Origin of the sequence: Streptomyces sp. NPDC046862 (genome assembly GCF_040704615.1) — a bacterium.
GTDB lineage: Bacteria > Actinomycetota > Actinomycetes > Streptomycetales > Streptomycetaceae > Streptomyces.
This window is the reverse complement of record NZ_JBEYXP010000031.1, coordinates 116341-136600: the sequence shown is the minus strand read 5'-3', so window position 1 is coordinate 136600 and position 20260 is coordinate 116341. Positions and strand designations below refer to the sequence as shown.

Genomic DNA, 20260 nt, shown 5'->3' with positions numbered 1-20260 from the left:
ACCCGCTCCGCGGGTAAGAGCCTGCTGCGCAGGCTCTGAGAGAACTTCCGCGCTGCGCGCGGAAGTTGGAGTGAAGCCCCGCGCTGCGCGCGGGAACCGAAACCGAAGTGGGGACTCCCCGCGGTGCGGGGAGTTGGGCTCTGCGCTGCCCTCCGAGCCTTGTTTCCTTCCGTCAGAACTTTCGCTGTATCCGGAGTTTGGGCTGGTGCCCTCCGGCTCTCCGCTGACGCTCCGAGCCGGCGGCTCCTTCGTCGCTTCGCTCCTGGAAGGAGCCTGGGGGTCCGTCCGCTGCGCTCCCGGACCCGGCCCGCATGCGCGGGCGGCTGGCTACGAAGCGGTGTGGCCGGGGTGCTTAGCTGGCTGTTTCCTTCGTTCCAGAATTTTTAATGAATCCGGTTTCAAGGTGTGTGCCTCCTTGGACTGAAGGTTGCGGAGGCGGGGTGTGTCCGGGTGGGTGAGGTGATGTCAGTTGGGGTCGGCTGCAAGACATTGAGTTCCTTTTCGTGCTCGGGCGGGTGTCAGTCGTGCTGCCACCAGGTCACTGCGAGGCCGGCCAGGAGGGCACCGATGTGGCGGACGGCTCCAGTGAGGAGCGCTATGGAGACGAGGCGCCGCCACGAGACAGGGTCGGGCGTCACGTGATTCTGGTGCGGGGCGGTGGAGGGGGCGCGGTTCTTCTTCGGCATGGCGGGTGTCCGTTCGGGCAGGGCGCGGCAGCACGGGCTGTGGTGCTGGGACCAGTGAGCCAGAGCTGCAGATCCGCAGAGAATTGCGCTTCTCGGGGTTGTAATGGTGGGCATGGCACGAGGAGCGCCGAGTCCGGCCGATCTGGGGGTGATCCGCGAACTTGCCGCGCGGGAGGTGGTGGTGACGGCCAGCCAGTTGGAGAGCTGGCGACGGGCGGGGTTGCTGCCGCGTCACCGGCGCCGCGGGCTCGGGCGCGGGCAGGGGTCGGTGGTGGTGGAGAGCGCCGCGGCGCTGGTGCGGCATCTTCGACAGGGACGAGACCGTCGGCTCGCTGTGCTGGAGTGGTTCGCCGAGGCCGGAATGGGCGTGCGGCCGGGGGCGGTTCAGGTGCCGGAGCCCCCATCGGCGCCGTGCGTCGGGCTCTCGTCTGGGTGCTGGAAAGGTCGGTGTCGCACCGGCTGGTGGAGTTCGCTCGCAGCGCGGCCGGGACGGGTGAGGAAGGGCAGGACGCGCTGTATGCGACCGCGGACTGGCTCGTGGCGCCGCGGGGCGGCGAACCCCGCCCTGGTACGCGCGGCACTCGAAGCCGGCGAGGGCGTGCCGGTGGAGGCCGAGGGGCCGGACTCCAGGAGCATGGTGCACGTGGTCGCGGCGATCGGTCTGGGAGTGGAAGAAGTGGGGGCGGACGCGCTGGCCGAGGCGTTCGCCGCGTTCGGCATGTACGGCCTGATGGTCGAGGCCTGGGCGCGGATGCTGGGGGCGGCCGAGCGCGGCGAGGGACCGCCGGTGGACTGGGGGCTGTTGGAGCGGCACGCGGATGCGGTGGGTCCGGTGAAGCGGGCCAGTGACGAGGAGCTCGTGCGGGCGCGGACCGTGCTACTCGGCTTGCGCTGGTTCTACGGGCTGTATGTGATGCACGGGCTGCTCATGCCGGACACACCGGCGCAGGCCGCGCTGCGGCAGCGGATCGACGAATGGGGCATGTTCCCCTTCCTGGACCACCTCATCACCGTCAGCCCCTCCCCCGGCCAGTTCGCCGAGTCCCTGGCGGTCTGCCTCGAACCGCCCTTCGACAACCTGTACGAGGCGCTCATGGAGCAACTCGCAGCCGACCCGTACATCTTCCGGGTCCCCGGCGACGACACAGGCGCCGCCGGCTTCGGCGAGACGTGGATACGCACCCTGCGCGAACAGACCGCGGCCGGGTGAGAGTCAGGCGGTGGCGTGCACCCGGACGCTCGCCGAGAGCGCGCTGGGCCTGTTCTGTCGGATGACTAGCCCCTGCAAGTGGCGTAGATCAACACTGGTGTTGGGCTTGGCTGTGCCGAATTGACCAGGGGATTTACCTGGTTGAGAGCCGTCATCTTGAAGTCAGTCCGGTTTAGGTCGAGATGGGCGTAGGCTTGGGTGGAGCCGGCGGAGTTCGTTGTCGTCGGCTGCGCACCGCTCTGGCTACATGGAACTGCATGCCGCAGGGTTCGAACTGAGGCATGAAGAGCGGCTGGCACCCGTCGTCGACGGGAGTTCGGTCCCCTGGGGATCCGACTGACCAGCAGCTCGCCTAGGACCGTGGAACGCCGGTCGGCACGGGACATCGCGGAGACATGAGCCGCTGGTGGAGCGTGACGGCGCTCGCCGCCCCCCTGTGGACGGCGCGCAGTGGAGGCAGTGGCTCACGCCCTGCCCGCGGGTGTTTCCTGCTGCGCGCGATGCCCAGGAGGGCAAGATCGTGACTTCTTCGTTCGACGACTTCGACGGCCTGGACGGGCAGGAGCCCGACGAGGGCCTGCCTCCCCTGCTGCGCCGCCCCGAGCCGGTCGCGGACCCGCTGCTGGTGACCAAGCTCCGCGGCACCCGTAAGGAGCTGCTCGCGAACCCCGAGGTCTCGCTGGACGAGGCCGCGGCGAACGCCGTGACCTCGGGTGCGGTGGACCCGGAGCGGCTGCAGGCACTCGTGGCCCGTGAGCCGATCAACCTGCTGACGGCCAAGCCGGTCGTCGGCGGGATGCTGTACGCGACCCCGCCGCACTACCGCTACCTCGACCTCGACGTCCTGCCGGACTTCATCAACCAGCGGTGGGCGGATCAGTTGCACACGGCCATGGACGTGGCGCCGTCCTCGTCGGTGGTGCCGGCGTACGAGACCGTGGTCGATCCGAAGACCGACAAGCCGCTCGCGGTCTTCACGGTGCACATGCCGGACCGCAAGGCGCTGGCCAAGGCGGTCGCCGAGAGCATGCGCAAGACGTACAAGGCCCAGAAGGGCGAGAACGTCTACACCTCGAGTGTGCTCCAGCAGGGCGTGAAGGAGCCGCTGACGCTGTTCGTAATGCGCGTCGTCTACGACGACGGCACCGAGGACACCTTCCTGGTCGCGGGGGACGGCAACAGCCGGATGGTGAGCATGTGGCTGGCGCGCACCGGTGGCGACATCGAGGAGGCGATCTCGGCCTGCACCGCCTCCGTCATCGGTTCCACCGAGCGGTCCGGCGGGCGCAGCCGCGCGGAGCAGGCGGCCACGCGGCGGCGGGTGGGCGAGCTGACGGCGCGGACCCGTAAGAACCTGGCGGCTCCCACGCTGACCGAGGCGACCCGGCGCGAGGGCCACACGCTGGCCTTCCCCGCCACCGTCGTGGTCGGCGCGCAGGCGGACGGGGGTGGGCCGCTGGCGGACCTGGTGGCGGCGCGGGACGACCTGCTGGCCACCCTGCACGTCCGCGTCACCGCCTGGACGCCGGGGGCGCAGAACACGCAGGGCATGCAGCGGGTCTACCGGCACGCCCTGCGCGAGGGCCTGATCACCCCGGACGTGCACCGGGTGCTGTCGGGCACGGTGGGTACGCAGGCCATGCACGAGCTGCTCGGGGTGCCGGCGCACCGGCTGTGGTCGACTGCCGTCCACCAGCACGCGGTGCTCGCCGGGCCGCACGCGGACGCCATGAACCGGCTGATCAAGCAGGAATTCGGGATGGTCCAAGCCCGCCGGCAGCCGATCAGCGAGCGGCTGGCGCCCATGGCGCTGTCGGCCTACCGCAGCAAGGAGGGCATCGAGCAGCCGCTGCGGGCCTTCGGCAACGGCGGCACGATCACCAACGGGGTGTGGAAGCAGCCGTGGGAGCTGACCAAGGGCGACGACGTCTTCGGGGTGCTCGACGACGTCCTCAAGCGTGCCCTGGCCGGCGGGGAGGATGCCGTGGCGGAGCTGATCGTGCTGGGCGGGACCGCCGCGATCCTCGACGGGTACATCACGCGGGACCGTGGATCGAAGGAGGGCACCGACCGCGACAGCCGCAAGGCGCCCTTCCGGGCGACGCCGGTGAAGCTGCTGGACCTGCTGTCGAAGACGTCCGGCGGGCTGAGGATGCTGCACTCTATCGCCGTCGCCCATGTCGCCGCCGACCCGGCCGTGCTGCCGAAGCTGTTCCACACCCAGGAGCGCGAGGTCGAGGGCGTGGTGGTCCACGACGGCGAGCCCATGCTGGACAAGTCCGGTGTGCAGGAGATCCTCGACTACGAGTGGGACCTCGTCCACGCGGCCGACCCGGCCCACGCCCTGGCCACCATCGCCAAGAACCGCGCGGAGGCCAAGGCCAAGACGGATGGCACGTCAGCGGAACCGGAGGCCGAGGACGCGCGCCAGCGCCGGCTTCTCGGGCAGGGCATCAAGGGCGCGGCCAAGGCCGGGCGGGCCCTGGCCCGTATGAGCCAGAAGCGCGGCAACCAGGTCTTCGGCGCCTTCGAGGCCGTCGAGGCGCTGCGGGTGCAGCTGGGCCAGCTCGAGGGGATCCTCGCGAAGTTCGGGCCGGCCGATCCCTCGATCTTCGTGGTCGACGAGGACATCGACGGGGACGAGGAGGACGCCGAGTGAGCACGGCTCTGATGCCGGCGGCGATCGGCCAGGCGCTGCGGCCGGTCCTGCGGCTGCTGGGCCCGGTGCTCGACGTCCCCGCGACCGCAGAGGGCCGCGGGGGCTCGCCGGTGGTGGTGTGCTGGGCCAGCCCGGCCGTGGTGCGCCGCCGGGTGGCGGCGAGCTGCGCGGTATACGTCGCGTGGGACAACCGCCGCGGGTGCCGGTACGTGGGCAGTGTGTGCCGCCAGGGCCCGGGCGCGGTCGGCAACCGGCTGGCCGAGCACTACGCCCACCGCACGGCCGGGCTGGCCCGGCGGACGTCCTGGTGCCTGCTGACCGTGCTCCCGCTGTCGGAGGGGATCTCCTTGGAGGGGGTCCGCGTCGCCGAGGGGTGGACAGCCCGGTTGCTGAACCCAGCGGACGGATCCGCTCACCCGCGCATCGACCTCACGCAGACGCCTGCTGAACTGGTCTCCCGGCTCGTCCAGCAGGCGCAGTTCACCGACACCGGCGGTGCAGTACGGGACACGGCGTAGCTGTCATCGAGGTCTGTGCTGTGCAGCGGTCCCGGGGTACATAGCTCCCGGGCCGCTGTACCGGCCGCAGGACGTGCGCAGGAATCGGTCCCCGTCCAGCCGGGGACAACCGCAGCCCTCGGGGAGCGGCCACGCTTCAAGGGCTGTCGACCGGCTCCGCGAGCTCCGAGCAACCCGGGCCACTGTGACGCAGGACACAAAAAGGATCCGAGGTGCATTGTCGGATCGGGCCCGTGCCGGGACCGAGAGGAGAAGGATTTTCCCCGACAAGGAGACGCTCATGGCCACCGAAGACCCGACGCCTACGCCCAGTTACACCATGGTCGAGGATGACGGCTCTGTCCACACCGACTTGGCGGAGCGGATCAGCCAGTTCAACTGGGACTCGCATACCGGCGCGGCGGTCACGGCCTTGTTCCCGGCCCACTGGAGCGGGAACACCGGCGATACCGTGACCCTCCGGGAGGACGGGAGCGTCGCTCTCGACTTGGACGGCACGTTCGGACTGCCGGAGCCGTTCGACCGTGTCGCCCCTCCCATGATGATCACCACCACCACCGGCATGGCGGTGCTCAAGGCCGGCCACCCGGCCAACCGGACCATCGAGTCCGGGTTCCGGGCTTTGAACATCCCGGTCCCCGACGTGATCCAGGCGCTGAGCGCACGCGAGGCCGCCCTCGCTGGCGACGGATCCACAATCCACTCCTTCAGATCGGAGGTGATGGGACTGTGGAGCGGATGGAATGAACCGGTCTCCACCGCCTTGCTCGGCAACTGGGCGGATCCTCTCTACGACCAAGGTCACCTCACCCCTGACGCCCTGAAGAAGCTGAAGTCAGAGGCCAAGGTCATCAACCGGCAGCTCACCCCGGTCTGGCGCCGCAAGACCGGCCAGGCGCGGCTGCTGCTGCTCGACACCCCGCTCGGCGACGGGCTGACCCTGTACGACCTGGTCCCCGCACAGACCGCCGCCGACACCGGAGTCGAAGCCGGCTTCGATGACCCGCGCCTGACCGAGATCCTGGAGGCCCTCTCCCCTGCCGAGCGAGCCGTGACACTCGCCCTCGCCACCCCCGGGGTCACCACCTGGGCTGAAGCGGCCATGGCCGCTGGTGCTGCGCAGCCGAAGCGCCAGGGCGAGAAGGTCCGCCGGAAAGTGAAAGGGCTCGCTGCGCGCATCACCAGCCGCTATCTGGAAGCCGAGACGAGCATGGTGAGCGGACGATGAGCGCCCTCAACCCCGTCCCGGCCCGCCCGGCCCGGCGCCGGGAGGTGGTGCTGCGGATCGCCCTGCCCAACGTTCCGGCCTGCACCGCCACACTCGGCACCGGCAGCGTCGGCGCGGCCCTGGTCCACGGCACCATCCCGGCAGCCTCCCCCCTCGTGTGGCCGCTCGTGGTCCTCGCCCTAGGCGCGATGGCGTACGACGTCGGGCTCCGTGCCCTGCCCTCCGCACCGGCCGACCTCGCTGCCGGACGGCAGCGAGGTCCTTCTCGGCCTGGGTGAGTGCGGCCCGCCCCGCGCCTACCCCGCCCTGGGCCTAACGCTCGCGAGCTGGGCCTCGACCACGTTGTACCCGGCCCAGCTTGTGCCGGGCGTGCGTGACCGTCGCCTCGACGACGCGTGCCTCGACCTCGGCGAGGCGCGCCCGGGCGGCGCGGCGCTCGCATCCCGGCTGCCCGAGTGGCACTGGTGGCCTCCCGGCTGCGGGCGCCGGCGACCGGGCGGAAAGCCGCCTTGCAGGCGCGAGGAACGCATGGTCGAGGTTGACAGCGAGCAGGGCAGCGGCGGCTGTCGGGGCGCCAGAGCGGCGGAGAGGGTTGGTCAGCTCCTCCTCCGTGCCGGGGGACCGGACCCCGGTACCACAGGTCTCCATCGCCTCCAATGAGCCGTTCGCGGGCTGGACCAGGACCTTCACCGACCCCACCTCTGCGCGGCCATCGTCGACCGCCTCATCTCGGCGGCAGCATCGAGCCCGGCACGACTCCTACCGACTCACCACCCGCGCACACGCCGCGCACTGCGGGCAGCTGCCGGCCGAGGTCCCCGTGGCGCACGGCACCCCTTGCGGCCGCCGCCTGGCCGTACCTGGGTGCGCGGTGCCGTGCCGGGCTACTCCGTGCACGCCCGCAGCCCTTCGCCCACCCGCGGTGCGAAGGAGCGCCGGGGGGCGCGCTCGGGCCCGCGCAGGCACCGATGACCGTCGAGGCGGTTGTAGCCCGTGCCGAGGCTCTGTGCGCCGCGCTGGGCCGCACCCTGGACGCAAAGGTGAACGTCGCGATGCTGGAGCGGGCCCGGGCCGTCCACCGCGCCTCTACGGCCGACTACCTTGCCGAGCGCGGTGACCTCGCCGCCGAGGCCGGGCAACTGGCCCACCTCTTTCCGTGACCCCCTCCAAGAACGGTTCGAGCAGATCGGCAGGCTACTGCTGCTCGTCCTCGGCATGCACCTGGTCCACCGCCGCACACGCGTGGGCTGCGCCTGACGCCAGGCGTAGTTCTGGTCGATGTCCGAGGAGGCACCGGCAACGGCGGAACGGGCTTAGGAAGGAAATTCTGGTGGCCGTCCGCCCGTCTGCCCGGCATGCTCCGAGGGTGAATACTCCCTCCGACCTGCTCCCTGTCGTCTACGCCGACGAGTCCTCGAACTCTGGGCAGAACCTTCTCGATCCCCATCAGCCGGTGTTCACGCTGGCTGGGGTGCATCTGCCCGATGAGATGGCCGCGTCGATCGTAGATGAGGTCCGGTCCCAACTTCCTCCCACCCAGGGTGAGCCCAAGTACGGTTCTCTCGCCCGGTCGTCGGCGGGCCGGAGGGCCTTGAAGCGGGCCTTTGGGAGTATGCGCGAGGGAAGCGTTCGCAGTTATCTGATGGACAAGCGGTTCATGGTGGTCACCAAGCTGGTCGATGTTCTGGTCGAGCCGCTGGCCGACGCGGACGGTCTCAACCTGTATGAGGACCAGGCCGGTCTGGCTCTGGCCGAGTTGCTGCGCATGGCCGGGCCGGTCCTCGGCGACGCTGCGGCCTTTCACCGAATGCTTCAGGCCTTCGTCGACTGGGTGCGTCAGCGGGTGGCGACCGACGACCTCTTCAACGCCATAGCCGCCTACAAGGCGTCGATCCCGGCGGAGCACGCGAACTTTGCCGGATGGATCGAGCTGCTGGAATGCTGCCGGGGGGTGGCCGATGCGACCGCCGCCGACCTCGCGACCGGCGAACAGCGCGACATCCTCGACCCGGCGGTGCCGGCGCTGTACTGCCTCTGCACCAGCTTCGGAGAATCTGTCGGGCGGTTCCGTCTCGTCCATGACACCTCAAAGGTGATCGACCGGAACGCGACGCTGCTGCGCATGGCGCATCTCCTCCCGGACCCCGCCCGCCCCGGCCGCTTCAACGATCCGCTCCCGGCCGTGCAGATCGACTTCGCGGACAGCACATCCCACCCCCAGCTCCAGATTGCGGACTGGGCAGCAGGTGCGGTACGGCAATGGGCCGCCCACCTGGCAGTCGGCGGCGGTGACCGGTTCTCGGAGGAACTGGCGGACCTGGTGAAGCCATGGGTGATCGGCGCTGTATGGCCGACTGGGACCGTCGATCTGCGCGCGTCCAGGACTCAAGGAGGGTGACGTCGCCGCAGAGGTAACTGGCCAGCCGCCTCCGACCCGCCGCCATCGCAGCAACACGGCGCTCAGCCCTCTGCTGCTGGAAGCGGTAGCCGTTCTCCTCGTTCAGCTCCAGGTCCCGGGGCGGAGCGGGGCCCTGCTCTAGGACGGGTGGTGCGCGCTCACCAGCAGTGTGTCGGCTGTGCGTGGCCCGCCGGTGGCGGAAGGCAGCACGTCGACTGTGATGTTGGTGAATCCGGCCGCGTCGAGCAGCTTGGTCCACACGTGCTCTTGGAGGACCCAGCGGCGCATCGTGGTGGCTTCGCCGTCCGGTGTCTTTGCCGGGATGTCGGCGGCCACGGCATCGGGCTGGGCGGGCGCCCCGTTCAGGTAGTGGGCGAGGGTTGCGAACACCAGTCGCCCGCCCGGCTTGAGCGCGGCGGCAGCCGCCGGCAGCAGTTCGCGTGGATCGGTGAAGTCCAGAGCGCCGAAGACGCTATACAGCACGTCGTACGCGCCGGGCATCGCCTGCAGGTGGGGCACCGCGTCGGACTGCACGATGCGCAGGCGTGGCGCGAGGCGGGCGTACAGGTCGGTGGCCATGGCGGTTTGGGCCGGTGAGGCGTCGATGGCGGTGACCTGGGCGGGCTGGTGATGGACCGCCAGGTGTGCTGCCTGCCGGGCTGCGCCGGCACCGAGGTCGCCCACACAGCGGCCGGTCAGGTCACCGAGGACCTCGGGGCCGGGCCCGGCGTCCTGGCCCCAACTCCAGTAGAAGGTGCCGGGAACGGTGCGGTCACTGGTGGCGCGGGCGCGGCCGTAGTGGTGCCAGAGGTCTGCGGTGCTGGTGGTCACCCGGCCCATCCTGGCGGCCGCGACCGGGCCGCGGGCCGGTTCGCCGAAATCTCACCCGGGCCTGCCCTCGGGCCCCGGCCGTGCGGCCGGGGCCCGAGGAGCTCGCCGTTGCGGGGCGGTCAGTGCGAGTCGTTGCCGGGGTGGCACGGGCCGCAGTCGGCGGCGTCCGTCCACAGCGGCAGGTCGACCTCCCAGCCGTCGGCGGCGACGATGTGGGCCGTCTTCACCACGGAGCCGTCGTTCTTCATGTCCACCTTCGGCACGTGGTGCAGGAACTGTCCGTCGTTGAACTTCTCGCACAGCTCGGCGTACGCGACGGTGTCCAGGATGACCGTGTGGACGCCGATGTCGACGAGCTTGCTGGGCGCCAGCCCCAGCCCCTCGCCCCGGTGGTTCATCGCGGTCAGCAGGTAGGCGTAGCCCTGGCCGAGGACCCGGGCGGCCATGACCGAGTCGTAGGGGTAGTCCCGCATGAGGAGCCCGACCTGCTTGTCCCACAGGTCGGCTGGCACGACGTCGCGTGCGCAGCGGACCGGGCCGGTCGTCGGGTCGGCGGCCCAAGATGCAACAGCGGCGGTGGTTGCCATGGTGTGCCTTTCGATGGACGGTGCCCCGCGGCGCGGGGCGGTGGCGCCCAGCACACCGCGCGGAGCGGCTGCGTGGTGATCAACTCTCGTTCTGTGCACGGCGTTTGCATGTCGTGCAAGCGGCCTCGACCCGCCGGGCCGGCGCCCGTAGCGTGGAGGACCCCCTGTCTGTGCGGTGTGGGAGGGACACGTGCCCGTTGACCCGCTCTGGAACAGCACGACAGCACTGCAGTTAGCCGCGCAGCGGCGCCCCGGCGCGCTCATCCGGATCGGACGCCAGCGCCGTGCCTGGACGCTGGCCGTGCTCGCGGACCGGATCGGCTGCTCGCCCGCGACCGTCTCCCGTCTGGAGCGCCGGACCCGGATCGCCGACCTGGCCCTGATGCACCGTGCCGCACGAGAAGTCGGCGTGCCCGGACACATCCTCATGACATCGCTCGCGCCACCGCCCGCTACAGCAACGGCGGCCACTAGAGTGACGGCCAGTCAGCGTGACGCCGAGGAGGACCCCATGCGCCGCCGTACGCTGCTCGCCGCCACGGCGGCCGCAGGCCCCGCCGCCCTGCTGATGGGCCTGGACGACGCTCTGGCCGACACCCCCGCCCCGCCCGGTGCCGGGCCGCTGGACGGCCGTCTGGCGGGTGCCCGCGCACTGTACGACCGGGGCGCGCACGCACAGCTCCTGGCTGTACTGCCCGGCCTCATCGCCGACGCGCATCACGGCGCCGCTTCCCGCCGCAGTCTCGACCGGGCCCGGCTGTCCGCCGTGTACAGCCTCGCCTCCGCCATGCTCATCAAGCTCGGCTCCTACGACCGCGCTCGGCTCACCGCGGACCGCGCCCGCACCTGGGCCGAGATCTCCGGCTCCCCGCTCGCAGCCGCGGCCGCAGCACGGGAATTGGCCATCGTGCTGCGCCACCAGGACCAGCACGGCGCCGCTCAGCGCCTGATGTCCTCGGCGGCCGACGACCTCGAGGCGAGCGGGCTGCGCACCGACGCCACGGCCGCCGCCTACGCACAGATGCTCTGTACCCTGGCCTACACCGCCGCCCGGGCCAGCCAGCGCACCGAGGCCCTGGCGATGGCCGAGGAGGCCCGCCGCGCCGCCCGCCGCCTGCCCCAGGTCGTTCCACCCGGCCGGCTGTTCGCCATCAGCCCGGCCGCAGTCGACCTGTACGCGGTCGGCGTGCACTGGGCACTCGGCGACGCCGGCGCCGCACTCGACGCAGGGAAGAACCTGCGACCCGAGCAGTTCCCGACCGCCGAGCGCAAGGCCCGCCTTGGCACCGACATGGCGCGCGCCTGGTGGGCCTGGCAGCGGCCCGAACAGACCGCCCGCGCACTGCTGGACGCCTACCGGGCCAGCCCAGGCGAGGTCCGAGACCGGCCCGCGATCCGCCGCATCGTCACCGAGCTCGCCGAGCGGCACCCGCGCACCAGCGGCGTACGCGAACTGCACGCCGCAATGACACGGGCCGACTGACGCCGCCCTCAGGGAGACTTGAGTGAAGGCGTGTGCGTAACGCTGGCGGTACGGCCCATGGGCTTTACGCGTGTGGGGGGCTGGCCCCTCGCTCAGTGGCCAGGGTGCGAACCTCTGCCACTTCTACTCGTCATCGACGGGACGCCTCGCCCCGTACAGCCGCGCGGATTGGCGACAGCCAACCCCGGGTAAATCAGGGCTCTCATGTACGGCCGGACGCCGCAGCGGCGTGCAGTCGCACGCGTGATGCCCCCGAGTGCCAAGGGGCGTTGAGGGGGGAGTGAACATGACGAGGAATCGGGTGCGCCTGAGCGGCGGCACCGGCTGGCAGACGGATTTCCGCCGCCGTACCACCGGCCGTGCGCCGCGCTCTGCGATGGAGATCGCCACGGTGCGCCGCACGCTGAACCACACGCTGACAGAACTGAAGCGGGCCATCGACCGGCACTCCGTCGCGGCTGCGGCCGACTTGTACGCGCTGGCCTGGCAGCAAGCGGCGGGAGCACCGCCCAGCGAGACCAGGCAGCAGCGGGCACTCCTGCAGTCCTACAAGGAGATCCTCGCCTCCCGCCGGTGGCAGGAGGCGGAACGGCTCCAGGCGTCATCCGTCCCGCCAGCCGTCACATCGCGTCCCGGCCTAAGCGTCGCTGCACCGTCCCGGCCTACGTCTGCCGGCCGGACGGAGAAGCGGAAGCCTGCCTGGTCCTCGCAGCAGCAGGACCGGCCGGGCAAGCCCCTGTTCCCGCGCACGCGGACGGCTGCACAGCCCACCCCCATAACAGTCACGGCCAAACAACCCTCTCGTCCAGGTCAGCCTGTTCTGCTGGACACCGCGCAGCTGTACGAGATCGCGACCGGCCTGCGGCCGCTGCTGGAGGAGACCGCGAAGGCCGGCGCCACCACCAGCTGGCCCCTGATCCGCAAGCGCCTGCCCGGTCTGCCCCGGCTCCACCCCGACGACGAGTCCGTGATCCTGTGGCTGGTCGACGAGGACCGCCAGAAAGGAGAACCACTCCTGGCCGCCCTCGTCACCACCGGCAACCGGCAGATGCACCCGCGCTTCCCCGTCATCGCCGAACACCTCGGCCTGCCCTGCGGCACGAACACCACACAGCAGCGGACAGCATGGAGCTACGAGGTCCTCAAGGTCCACCAGCACTGGCGCCACCACAGACGATGACCCAACAGCCAGGCACTGCCTGTACGGACCGCGGGGTGGGGCGGTCAGCCGCTCCACCCGGCGGACGGATTCCATGATCAACCCGGGTGCAGGCATGACCAGCTCGGGCATGCCCTGGGTAGCGTGGAAGCATGACCAGCAGCGGACGGCAGCGGCGGGACGGCTCCGCCAAGCGCGTACAGCTCACCAGCGGGGACCACGGCGGGCCGAAGGACAAAAAGTCAAAGCGCGCGCGCAAGTCCACCACCCTGGGCGGCAAGGCCTCGCGGGCCGCGCGCCTGCGCGAGGTCGAACGCTTCCGGGAATCCATCCGCGCCGCCGAGCAACGCCGCACCGCACGCCAGGACTCCCCCACGGTGGCGCCCCCGGCCGGGACGGAGCAGCACACCCTGGCAAAGGAGCATCCCGCCGACGCGGACACCCCGCTGCAGGTTCATCTCGCCGCCTGCATCCAGGCAGCCCACAACCACGACTGGGGCCTGCTCAGGGACAGCGCCCGCCAACTCGCCGAGGCCGCCGACCGACTCGACGCCGAAGCCCGGTCAGGCGACGGCACCCGCCAGGATGACGCCGCCATGTAGCTGCAAGCCCTGCACACCGGGGCCTGGACCACCTCACCTGGGAGCACTCCCGCCGGCGCCTTGTCTTCCGCGGCCAGGCGGGCGGACTTCATCCGGTGGAGCGGGCTCGGGGTAATGGGTCATGAGGGCTCCGGTGCGGCCGGGGGGCGGGCGCGGCGACTGTCGGGCGTACGGCCGATCTCGCGGGCGACGGTCTCGATCTCGCTGCTGCCGTAGGCGGTGCGGATGCCGGAGGGCGTCATGCCGCTGGCCTGGGCGAGGGGTTCGAGCTTGTAGGGGCGGTCACCGTGGAACTCCCGGCCGTAGGCGAGGAGATGGCGGATCTCTCTGTCGGCGGCCTCGCGGGCGGCGCGGGCGTTGCCGAGAGCGATCAGCAGGGGGTCTTCCTGCAGGCTGTCGCACTGGGCTTCGAGGGCGAACGCGTAGTTCTCACGGGCCTGTTCGGCCTCTTCGAAAGCGTCGGGGTAGAGCTCCTCCGGTGTGACGTCACCGGGCTGCGGCAGGGGGACGCGGATGGCTGCGAGGTCACCGATCAAATCCATGATTACGACGATCGCAAAAAAATGCTTCTAGCGCAATGTGGTTCTTCCGGGCCGCTCCCGTAAAGGACACTGGTGAGCCTGGGCCGGGGGCCGACCGCGCGGGAATCGGGCGCCGATGGACCAGCACCTGACACAGACAGCGGTGCGGCTGGTGACCTGTCAGAGGAAGCGTCTTGGGGGTGAAGGGTGAACAGACAAGACCGCGCCGACGCGGTGGACCGGGAAATGGCCGTACGCCTGCTGCCCGATGCTGCCGTGCGGGCGCTGGGCCGCTGGTGGAAGGAGAACGCACTGGTCTACGCAGACGGCACGCCGGGTGCGCACACGGTCCGCTACACCCCCAGCCGGTGGGCGCAGACCGCTCCGTGGCCGTCGGTGCTGGCCATCACCTCCGCCGACGGTGATGCCGCAATCAGCCGGGCGGAGGTGACCTCGGCCGTCGCCGACGCGCTGCGGCGTGAGGCCTTCAGGGAGGCCCTGGTCGCGACCTACGTGTGGGGTAAGGGCAAGCGGGGCACCCCCGGCGGCAGCGGACCGGCCACCCTTGGAAAGATCCTGGCCGTCGAGGGCCTGGATGCGGCGCTGGCGTGTGCGGTCACCGCGCTGCGCGAGCACGGCTCACAAGCGGCCTACACCGCGCTCCACCGGCAGGTCCCTGGGCTCGGGCCGTCCTTCTTCACCAAGTTCCTGTACTTCGCCGGCACAGCACTGCCGCCCGCTCACGGCCCGCGGCCGCTCATCCTCGACCGTGTCCTGTCCCGGCGCCTGCGGTCGATGGCCGCTGCGGCCGGCCGAGAGAGCGGCCACGACCTGGACGGCTCCATCGCCGCCTGGGTGTGGGCGGACGGGAACTGGTCGCCCCACCGCTACGGGATCTACCTCTCCTTCCTGCACGCCGCCGCCCGCCAGCTGGCCGCAGGCGCCAGCTGGTCGTCCGATGCAAGCCCCGACCTGCTCGAGTGCGCACTGTTCAGCACGGCGTGGGAGGCATCCGGCTGACGGCACGGCGGGCGGTCCGCTTGGCGGACGGCGGTTACGCGAGTACGGCGGGGGTGACGCCCTCATCGGTCCAGTCGCCGTCGAACAACGCGGCGACCAGGCGGACATGCTCGTCGGGGAGCTGGCCGGCACGGTGCTTGGTGCGGTGCTTGGCGAGCCAGGCGCCGATCTTGACGGTGTCGCCGTCGACGCGAATCTCCTCACGGGCAGCGGGGGCGCGGCCTTCGCGGTGGAGGAAGAGCTCCAGGAGCTGGACGGTCTGCTCGAAGGTGCGCCGCGTGCGACGGACAGGGGCGAGCGGGTTGCTCTGCGGGGTCAGGCCGAGGGAGGTCATCAGCTGCTGCTGGCCGGGGTGGAGGGCGTGCCAGGTGGTGAGCTGGCGGTGCAGCCAGGAGCCGATCTTCACCCCGGCCAGGAGCGTGTCGCGGGACAGCATGGCAGGGTCGGCTCCGTCGGCGAGGTGGGCGCGCAGCAGGTGGTATTTGCGGTGCCAGTCCGCCCCGTGGGGCAGGCGCCAGTCGGGGGCCAGCGCGGTCAGGGCGTCGGCACGGGCCGCATCGAGCTTGTTCTTGGCCGCGAGGTGGCGTTGTTCGGCGAGCCAGGCGCCAGTGGGGGTGGTGGCGGGGGCGGCGAGGTGGCCGTGGGTGCGCAGGTAGTCGGCGGCCGCGGCCAGGCGGGCACGCCAGGCGGCATCGTGCTTGTCCCAGATCATGCCGAGCACGTCGAGTTCGGCGATCCAGTCGGCTTCCAGGCGGCCGGCGGAGTGGGCGTCGCGCATGGTGGTGATGAAGGTGCCCAGTGCGTAGCCGGTGGGGTCGGTGTAGTCAGCGGGGACGTCGAGGTGGCCGAGTTCGTCGCGGTAGGACTGGGCGGCGGCGAGCCCGAGGCGGCGGGAGCGGGAGACGGCGGCGTCGCGGGGGTCGAAGGAGGCCAGGTCCATGGCGCGGGCGATGCGCTCAGGGTGGACGGTGAAGTCGAAGTGCCAGCGGCGTTCGATGACGTCGCTGGTCTCGCGTGGGAGGCGGTTGGCCTTGTCGGGCAGGCGCTCCAGGATGCGGTGGTCGTGGCTGGCCAGTGCGGTAGCGATCGCCCACACCGGTTCGTAGGCGGTGCCGAGGATGTTCTCCCCGTCGGCGCCCGGCGGGACGTAGACGGGGACGATGAGGCTCGCGGTCTTGCCGCTCACGTCCAGGCGTAGGGCCCGGCCCAGGGCCTGGACGCAGCGGATGACGCTGCGGGTGGGGTCGGCGAAGACGATCGCGTCGACGCTGGGGATGTCGACGCCCTCGGCGATCAGACGCGAGTTGGCCAGGATCGCGCATTCGGCGGCGCGGAAGGCGGCGAAGACGTCGGCGCGCTGGGCGGGGGTGTGCTCGCCGTGGGCGAAGAACAGCTCCGGGGGCCGGTCGGGGCACAGGTCGGGGTCCGTCTGGCGGAGCAGGCGCAGGGTGTGGGGCAGTTCGCGGGCGAAGCGGCGCGCGTCGGAGACGAGGTTGAAGTAGACCAGCGCCTTGTTCAGTCCGTGCTCGGTCATCGCGCGCAGCACGGCCAGGTGCAGGGCGGTGGTGCGCAGCGCGCTGTCCGCCTCCTCACCGGGGGCGGGGCTGGTGGTGCCGGGGGCGGGCAGGTTCAGTCGTTGTCGCAGGTCGGCGTCGGTGAGGGTGGGCACCACGATGCGGTAGTCCGCGGCCCGGCCGTCCTCCACGGCTTGGGCGAGCGGGTACTCGAAGACCTTCTTTCCGTACACCTTCTCGTTGTCCATGGAGTTGGCGAAGGTGTCGACCTTGGGTTCGCTGCGGTGCTGGCGGCGCGGGCGGGCGAGGTCGGCGGACTCGGCCAGCTCCGGCGCAGCGAAGATGCGGGGGGTGGCGGTCATGTAGAGGCGGCGGTCGGCCAGGATCCGCTTGGCGTCGTTGACGGCTGCCCATTTCTTGTCAGCCCTGCCGGCGATCCGGTGAGCTTCGTCCATGACCGCGAGGTCGAAGGCGGGGACCAGGTAGGGGGTGCGCTGGGTGTTTTCGATCTTGTCGAGGGAGTCGTAGGTGGACACCACGGTCAGGCCGGGAAGCGCGTCGGGCCCGTCACCGACAGCGGCCAGGAGGGAGGCGAGGAGAGGATAGTCGGTCACCGAGGCGATACGTGCGGAGGTCAGGGCGTCGTGGGCGGCCACGTCCATGGAGGAGACGATGACAAGGGGTTCGCGGTGACCGTCATGGCGTAGGGCCAGGGCAGTCTGCGCGGCCAGGTCGAGGGTGGGGACAACGAACAGCAGGCGACGCGCCAGCTGAGCGGCAGCGCGGCTGGCGACGAGTGTCTTGCCGGTCCCGGTCGCTGCCACGTACAGGCCGCGGGTTCCAGGCCGGTTGAGATGCCTGAGGATCTTGTGAAGGGCCTGTTGCTGGTCCGCGTACAGGGGCAGAGGCTTGTGCCGCCTGCGGCGCGACAGTACGTCCAGCCCCAGGTCGTGCAGTTTTTGGGCGATGGGCGTCTGATGACCAGGCGCCAGGGGCGAAGGCGATTCCATGAACGGTCTCCGTGCGATGCGCGGCAGGCCAGCGGGCAGGCGGTATCACAGCGATTCTGTCAGTCCCCCCCCCACCCTCACGGGCCGACCGCACTACCGGCGCGTGGTCAGGGAGTGTTCGGAGCGGGGGCCGGTGGCTGGGCTGGGATGGCCTGCACGCCAGTGAGGGCGGTCTGCGCGGCCAGTTTGCGGTATCCCGTGGAGGTGATGGCGTGCCAGGCAAGGTAGAAGCCGACAGCGGCCAAAGTCCCCATGATGGTTGCGGTGGCAAGGAGCAGGGGCCGGTGCTCGACGGGGTACCGCCATAGGGCGAGATCAGTCGCGAGGGTGAGCAGGATGCTGTTGAGGGTCCAGCCGCGGCAGATCCTCAGGCGGGAGCGCGCGTAGTCGGCGCGGGCGGCTAACGCAGGGATTTCGGCGAGCTTGAGACGGGCTTGGGCGTAGGCGGCGGTGGTCGGAAAGGACTGGGTGCGCAGGCGGCGGCGTACCGGGGCGAGGGCGGTGTCGGCGGCTCGGTCGATCAGGATGCCGAGGGCGTAGGCGAACGCGAGGGCTGCGCCGGCGGCGAGGGGGGTTGCTGCTGCAGGGGCGAGCTGGCGGCTGTTGTCGGGGCCGGCGATGGCGGCGGCGAGGATGCCCAGGCCTGTGAGGAAGCCGATGCCGACGACGAGGACTTCGACGAACATGGCGTTGGCGGCCACGACAGCGGAGGGTTCGGGCTGCGGCGGTCGGGTCACAGGTAGACGCTCCAGATCTCTGCCATGTCGCTGAGCATGGTCTTGGGCAATTCGTCGTCCCAGACGCCTCGTAGCAGCATCTTGGCGGAGGTGAGGCGCTCGAAGATGATCAGGCTTTCCGGTTGGCTGGCCAGTATGTAGCGGCCGTGGGTTAAGAAAAGTTCGCTGGTGGGGCCGTACTCGCGATATGCCTCTTCGAGCTGCTGACGGTACTCTTCGGCAAACTGGGCTAACTTGTTGGGGTAGTCGGGCTCGTGCTCGACGGTCTCGATCAGGACGTCGACAATGTCTTCGGACAGGTCGCGTCGGTAATCGTGCTCGGTGAACGTGCGGTACAGGAACTCTGCTTCGGCCAGGAGTCGGTTGGTGCGGGTGAAGTCGGGGTGCTGCGCCAAGACGTCTACCCCCCGTTCGACCTCGAGGTCGTACAGTTCGACCAGGGCGATCAAACGGTACAGCGACCTACTGACATCGCGGGGTACGTCAGTGGTGCCTGTTTTGTAGAGCAGCCGGTGGGACATGCGGGCCCACAAGTCGGTTGCTTCGGTGCGGATTTGGATCTCGCACTCGTAGGGCCGGCCGTCGCCGTCCCTGAGGTCGCAGGCAGCAAGGACTTGGACGTGCAGGCGAGGGTACTGCAGCGTGTACTGGCCCTCGACGTCTTCCTGTTCGCGGTAGTCCTGGGGATCCTCGACCAGTGTCAGGTTGTTCTTGACTACCTCAAGGGCGTCGCTGAGGAAGCCCTTGTGCTGGACGGTGATGCGGACGCCTGCCTTGTCCGTGATCTCAGTCCAGGGGTCAGCGTATTCCTTGTGATAGGCCTTGGTGACGAAGCTGCCGAGCTCCTTGGCCCGGGCGGTCACCTCGCAGGTGATGTGGGCGCGAGCGGTCTTGCGTCGCAGAAGGGCCGCGGTGAGCTGTGCCGCCTTCCGGATGTTGGGGAGTTCCGCCTGGTACCGGTGGAAGGCGTCGTTGACCACGCTCACGCGGTGGAGTCCGCCCCGGGCGTTTGGCCGTCTGTGTGCGGGGCGTCGTCTTTGCGGGCGCTGTAGTGGCTGCGTGTGGACGTGATCTTGCCCTTGACGGTGACAGTGGACGTGCCGTCGGAGTGTTCGTCGATCTTGATGTCCTCACGCACTCGTTTGACGGGCGCGACGATGGAAATCCCGCTTGCGAAGCCGATCTGCAGCTCGCTGAGGCGCGGAGCCACCCGCGCGATGTCCTTGTCGAAGATGGTCGTTGGAACGTCCTTACTGGCCAGGTAGGCGAGGAAACTGTCCTGGTCATAGAGGTCGAGGTGATCAGCGGCGAAGGCGGTCGGATCCAAAGTCACGGTGTTGGAGCGCAGCTCGACCAGGACAGCCATCAGATAGTCGACGCTCTTCTCGGGGTCGTCGACCCTTTTGTCGACCCAGTCGACTGCTGCCTCGTGAAACTTCTGGGTGAGGCGCTTGGGGTCCTCTTTCTGCCTGCAGCCGAGGAATGCCTGCAGCCAGAACTGTGCCATCTTGCCAGCCAGTTGCTTGTCAGCCGCCCACCCCTCGATGGGGCCGTCCTCGGGGACGCCGTCGACGCAGAACAGAGCGGCCTTGTAGATCTTGTTGTGTTCCGTCATCAGCAGGTCGGCGAAGTAGCTCATGTCGAAAGTGCGCTTGCCCTCGACAAGCACGTCCTCGGCCCGAAGCCCGCCCTCTTGCTCCAATTTGACGATGAGCAGCGCCCGCTTGCCGCCAAGACGGGCTGCAGCTACGAGGAGAAGCCCGGCGGGGCTTCTCCCCTTTTGACTCTCGAAGAGCAGTTCGGCAAGGTCGATGGAAACGTCTACCAGGTCTCGCTGTTGGGCGAGGTATTCGTAGATGCGGTCCGGCACGGTCGATCTTTTGACTTCAAGCTCTTCTACGACGGGGCGTCCGTGCTTGGTGAGCACGCCACGGAAGTTGGCCTGGATCTTGCCTCGCACGTCCTCGCCGAGCTGGCACACCGCTTCGCTGAGCTTGAGCTCCGCTGGTACTGGATCCGACCGCTTGCGTTGCGGGACCAGGTGAAAGATGGCCTCGTCCACGACGAGTTGAGCAAATTCGCCCGACATGACCCACC

The 20260-nt window shown here is 70.0% G+C and carries 19 protein-coding genes; 11 read left to right on the top strand and 8 right to left on the bottom strand.

The features are described 5' to 3' along the window. Positions 1 to 518 precede the first annotated feature (518 nt). Positions 519 to 686 (bottom strand): hypothetical protein, encoded by a 168-nt coding sequence (locus AB0959_RS30860; protein WP_366829931.1) that lies wholly within the window; start codon positions 684 to 686, stop codon positions 519 to 521. A gap of 517 nt (positions 687 to 1203) precedes the next feature. Between AB0959_RS30860 and AB0959_RS30855 the strand changes: the two genes are divergently transcribed. The 7 genes from AB0959_RS30855 (at position 1204) to AB0959_RS30825 (ending at position 8699) form a co-directional block, all read left to right on the top strand. Next, positions 1204 to 1896 (top strand): hypothetical protein, encoded by a 693-nt coding sequence (locus AB0959_RS30855; protein WP_366829929.1) that lies wholly within the window; start codon positions 1204 to 1206, stop codon positions 1894 to 1896. A gap of 520 nt (positions 1897 to 2416) precedes the next feature. Then, positions 2417 to 4555: a hypothetical protein gene (locus AB0959_RS30850; protein ID WP_366829928.1), complete on the top strand. Its 2139-nt coding sequence runs from the start codon at positions 2417 to 2419 to the stop codon at positions 4553 to 4555. Continuing rightward, on the top strand, positions 4552 to 5073 hold the full coding sequence (locus AB0959_RS30845) for a hypothetical protein (protein ID WP_366829927.1): 522 nt from the start codon (positions 4552 to 4554) through the stop codon (positions 5071 to 5073). The genes AB0959_RS30850 and AB0959_RS30845 overlap by 4 nt, the downstream gene beginning before the upstream one ends. 280 nt (positions 5074 to 5353) lie before the next feature. Beyond that, complete coding sequence (locus tag AB0959_RS30840; protein ID WP_366829926.1) at positions 5354 to 6301, top strand: hypothetical protein; 948 nt, start codon at positions 5354 to 5356, stop codon at positions 6299 to 6301. Beyond that, positions 6298 to 6579 carry a hypothetical protein gene (locus AB0959_RS30835; RefSeq protein ID WP_167529865.1) on the top strand — a complete coding sequence of 94 codons (282 nt, stop codon included), beginning with the start codon at positions 6298 to 6300 and terminating at the stop codon, positions 6577 to 6579. Before AB0959_RS30840 ends, AB0959_RS30835 begins: the two co-directional genes overlap by 4 nt. Before the next feature lie 690 nt (positions 6580 to 7269). Then, positions 7270 to 7461: a hypothetical protein gene (locus AB0959_RS30830; protein ID WP_366829925.1), complete on the top strand. Its 192-nt coding sequence runs from the start codon at positions 7270 to 7272 to the stop codon at positions 7459 to 7461. 206 nt (positions 7462 to 7667) lie between these two features. Beyond that, a complete protein-coding gene (locus AB0959_RS30825) occupies positions 7668 to 8699 on the top strand; it encodes a DUF3800 domain-containing protein (protein ID WP_366829924.1) in 1032 nt (343 codons plus the stop codon). 138 nt (positions 8700 to 8837) lie between these two features. Here AB0959_RS30825 and AB0959_RS30820 read toward each other — a convergent pair whose 3' ends face one another. Beyond that, the gene (locus AB0959_RS30820; RefSeq protein WP_366829923.1) at positions 8838 to 9530 is read right to left on the bottom strand and encodes a class I SAM-dependent methyltransferase; all 693 of its coding nucleotides are present in this window, start codon (positions 9528 to 9530) and stop codon (positions 8838 to 8840) included. 119 nt (positions 9531 to 9649) lie between these two features. Then, entirely contained in the window at positions 9650 to 10117 is a 468-nt protein-coding gene (locus tag AB0959_RS30815) for a hypothetical protein (protein WP_366829922.1), read from the bottom strand. Between the two features lie 190 nt (positions 10118 to 10307). Between AB0959_RS30815 and AB0959_RS30810 the strand changes: the two genes are divergently transcribed. The 3 genes from AB0959_RS30810 (at position 10308) to AB0959_RS30800 (ending at position 13361) form a co-directional block, all read left to right on the top strand. Next, positions 10308 to 11600 (top strand): helix-turn-helix transcriptional regulator, encoded by a 1293-nt coding sequence (locus tag AB0959_RS30810; RefSeq protein WP_366829921.1) that lies wholly within the window; start codon positions 10308 to 10310, stop codon positions 11598 to 11600. Between the two features lie 286 nt (positions 11601 to 11886). Next, complete coding sequence (locus tag AB0959_RS30805; protein ID WP_366829920.1) at positions 11887 to 12780, top strand: hypothetical protein; 894 nt, start codon at positions 11887 to 11889, stop codon at positions 12778 to 12780. Positions 12781 to 12911: 131 nt separating this feature from the next. Then, a complete protein-coding gene (locus AB0959_RS30800; RefSeq protein WP_366829919.1) occupies positions 12912 to 13361 on the top strand; it encodes a hypothetical protein in 450 nt (149 codons plus the stop codon). A gap of 119 nt (positions 13362 to 13480) precedes the next feature. Here AB0959_RS30800 and AB0959_RS30795 read toward each other — a convergent pair whose 3' ends face one another. Then, positions 13481 to 13903: a hypothetical protein gene (locus tag AB0959_RS30795; protein WP_366829918.1), complete on the bottom strand. Its 423-nt coding sequence runs from the start codon at positions 13901 to 13903 to the stop codon at positions 13481 to 13483. Between the two features lie 186 nt (positions 13904 to 14089). Between AB0959_RS30795 and AB0959_RS30790 the strand changes: the two genes are divergently transcribed. Beyond that, positions 14090 to 14902: a hypothetical protein gene (locus tag AB0959_RS30790; RefSeq protein WP_366829917.1), complete on the top strand. Its 813-nt coding sequence runs from the start codon at positions 14090 to 14092 to the stop codon at positions 14900 to 14902. 34 nt (positions 14903 to 14936) lie between these two features. Here AB0959_RS30790 and AB0959_RS30785 read toward each other — a convergent pair whose 3' ends face one another. The 4 genes from AB0959_RS30785 to AB0959_RS30770 all read right to left on the bottom strand — a co-directional run bounded on the left by AB0959_RS30785 (position 14937) and on the right by AB0959_RS30770 (position 20252). Beyond that, positions 14937 to 17426: a Helicase associated domain protein gene (locus AB0959_RS30785; protein WP_366829916.1), complete on the bottom strand. Its 2490-nt coding sequence runs from the start codon at positions 17424 to 17426 to the stop codon at positions 14937 to 14939. Between the two features lie 107 nt (positions 17427 to 17533). After that, a complete protein-coding gene (locus AB0959_RS30780; protein ID WP_366829915.1) occupies positions 17534 to 18163 on the bottom strand; it encodes a hypothetical protein in 630 nt (209 codons plus the stop codon). Continuing rightward, positions 18160 to 19149 carry a hypothetical protein gene (locus AB0959_RS30775; RefSeq protein ID WP_366829914.1) on the bottom strand — a complete coding sequence of 330 codons (990 nt, stop codon included), beginning with the start codon at positions 19147 to 19149 and terminating at the stop codon, positions 18160 to 18162. Before AB0959_RS30775 ends, AB0959_RS30780 begins: the two co-directional genes overlap by 4 nt. After that, entirely contained in the window at positions 19146 to 20252 is a 1107-nt protein-coding gene (locus tag AB0959_RS30770) for a nucleoid-associated protein (protein WP_366829913.1), read from the bottom strand. Before AB0959_RS30770 ends, AB0959_RS30775 begins: the two co-directional genes overlap by 4 nt. Positions 20253 to 20260 lie beyond the last annotated feature (8 nt).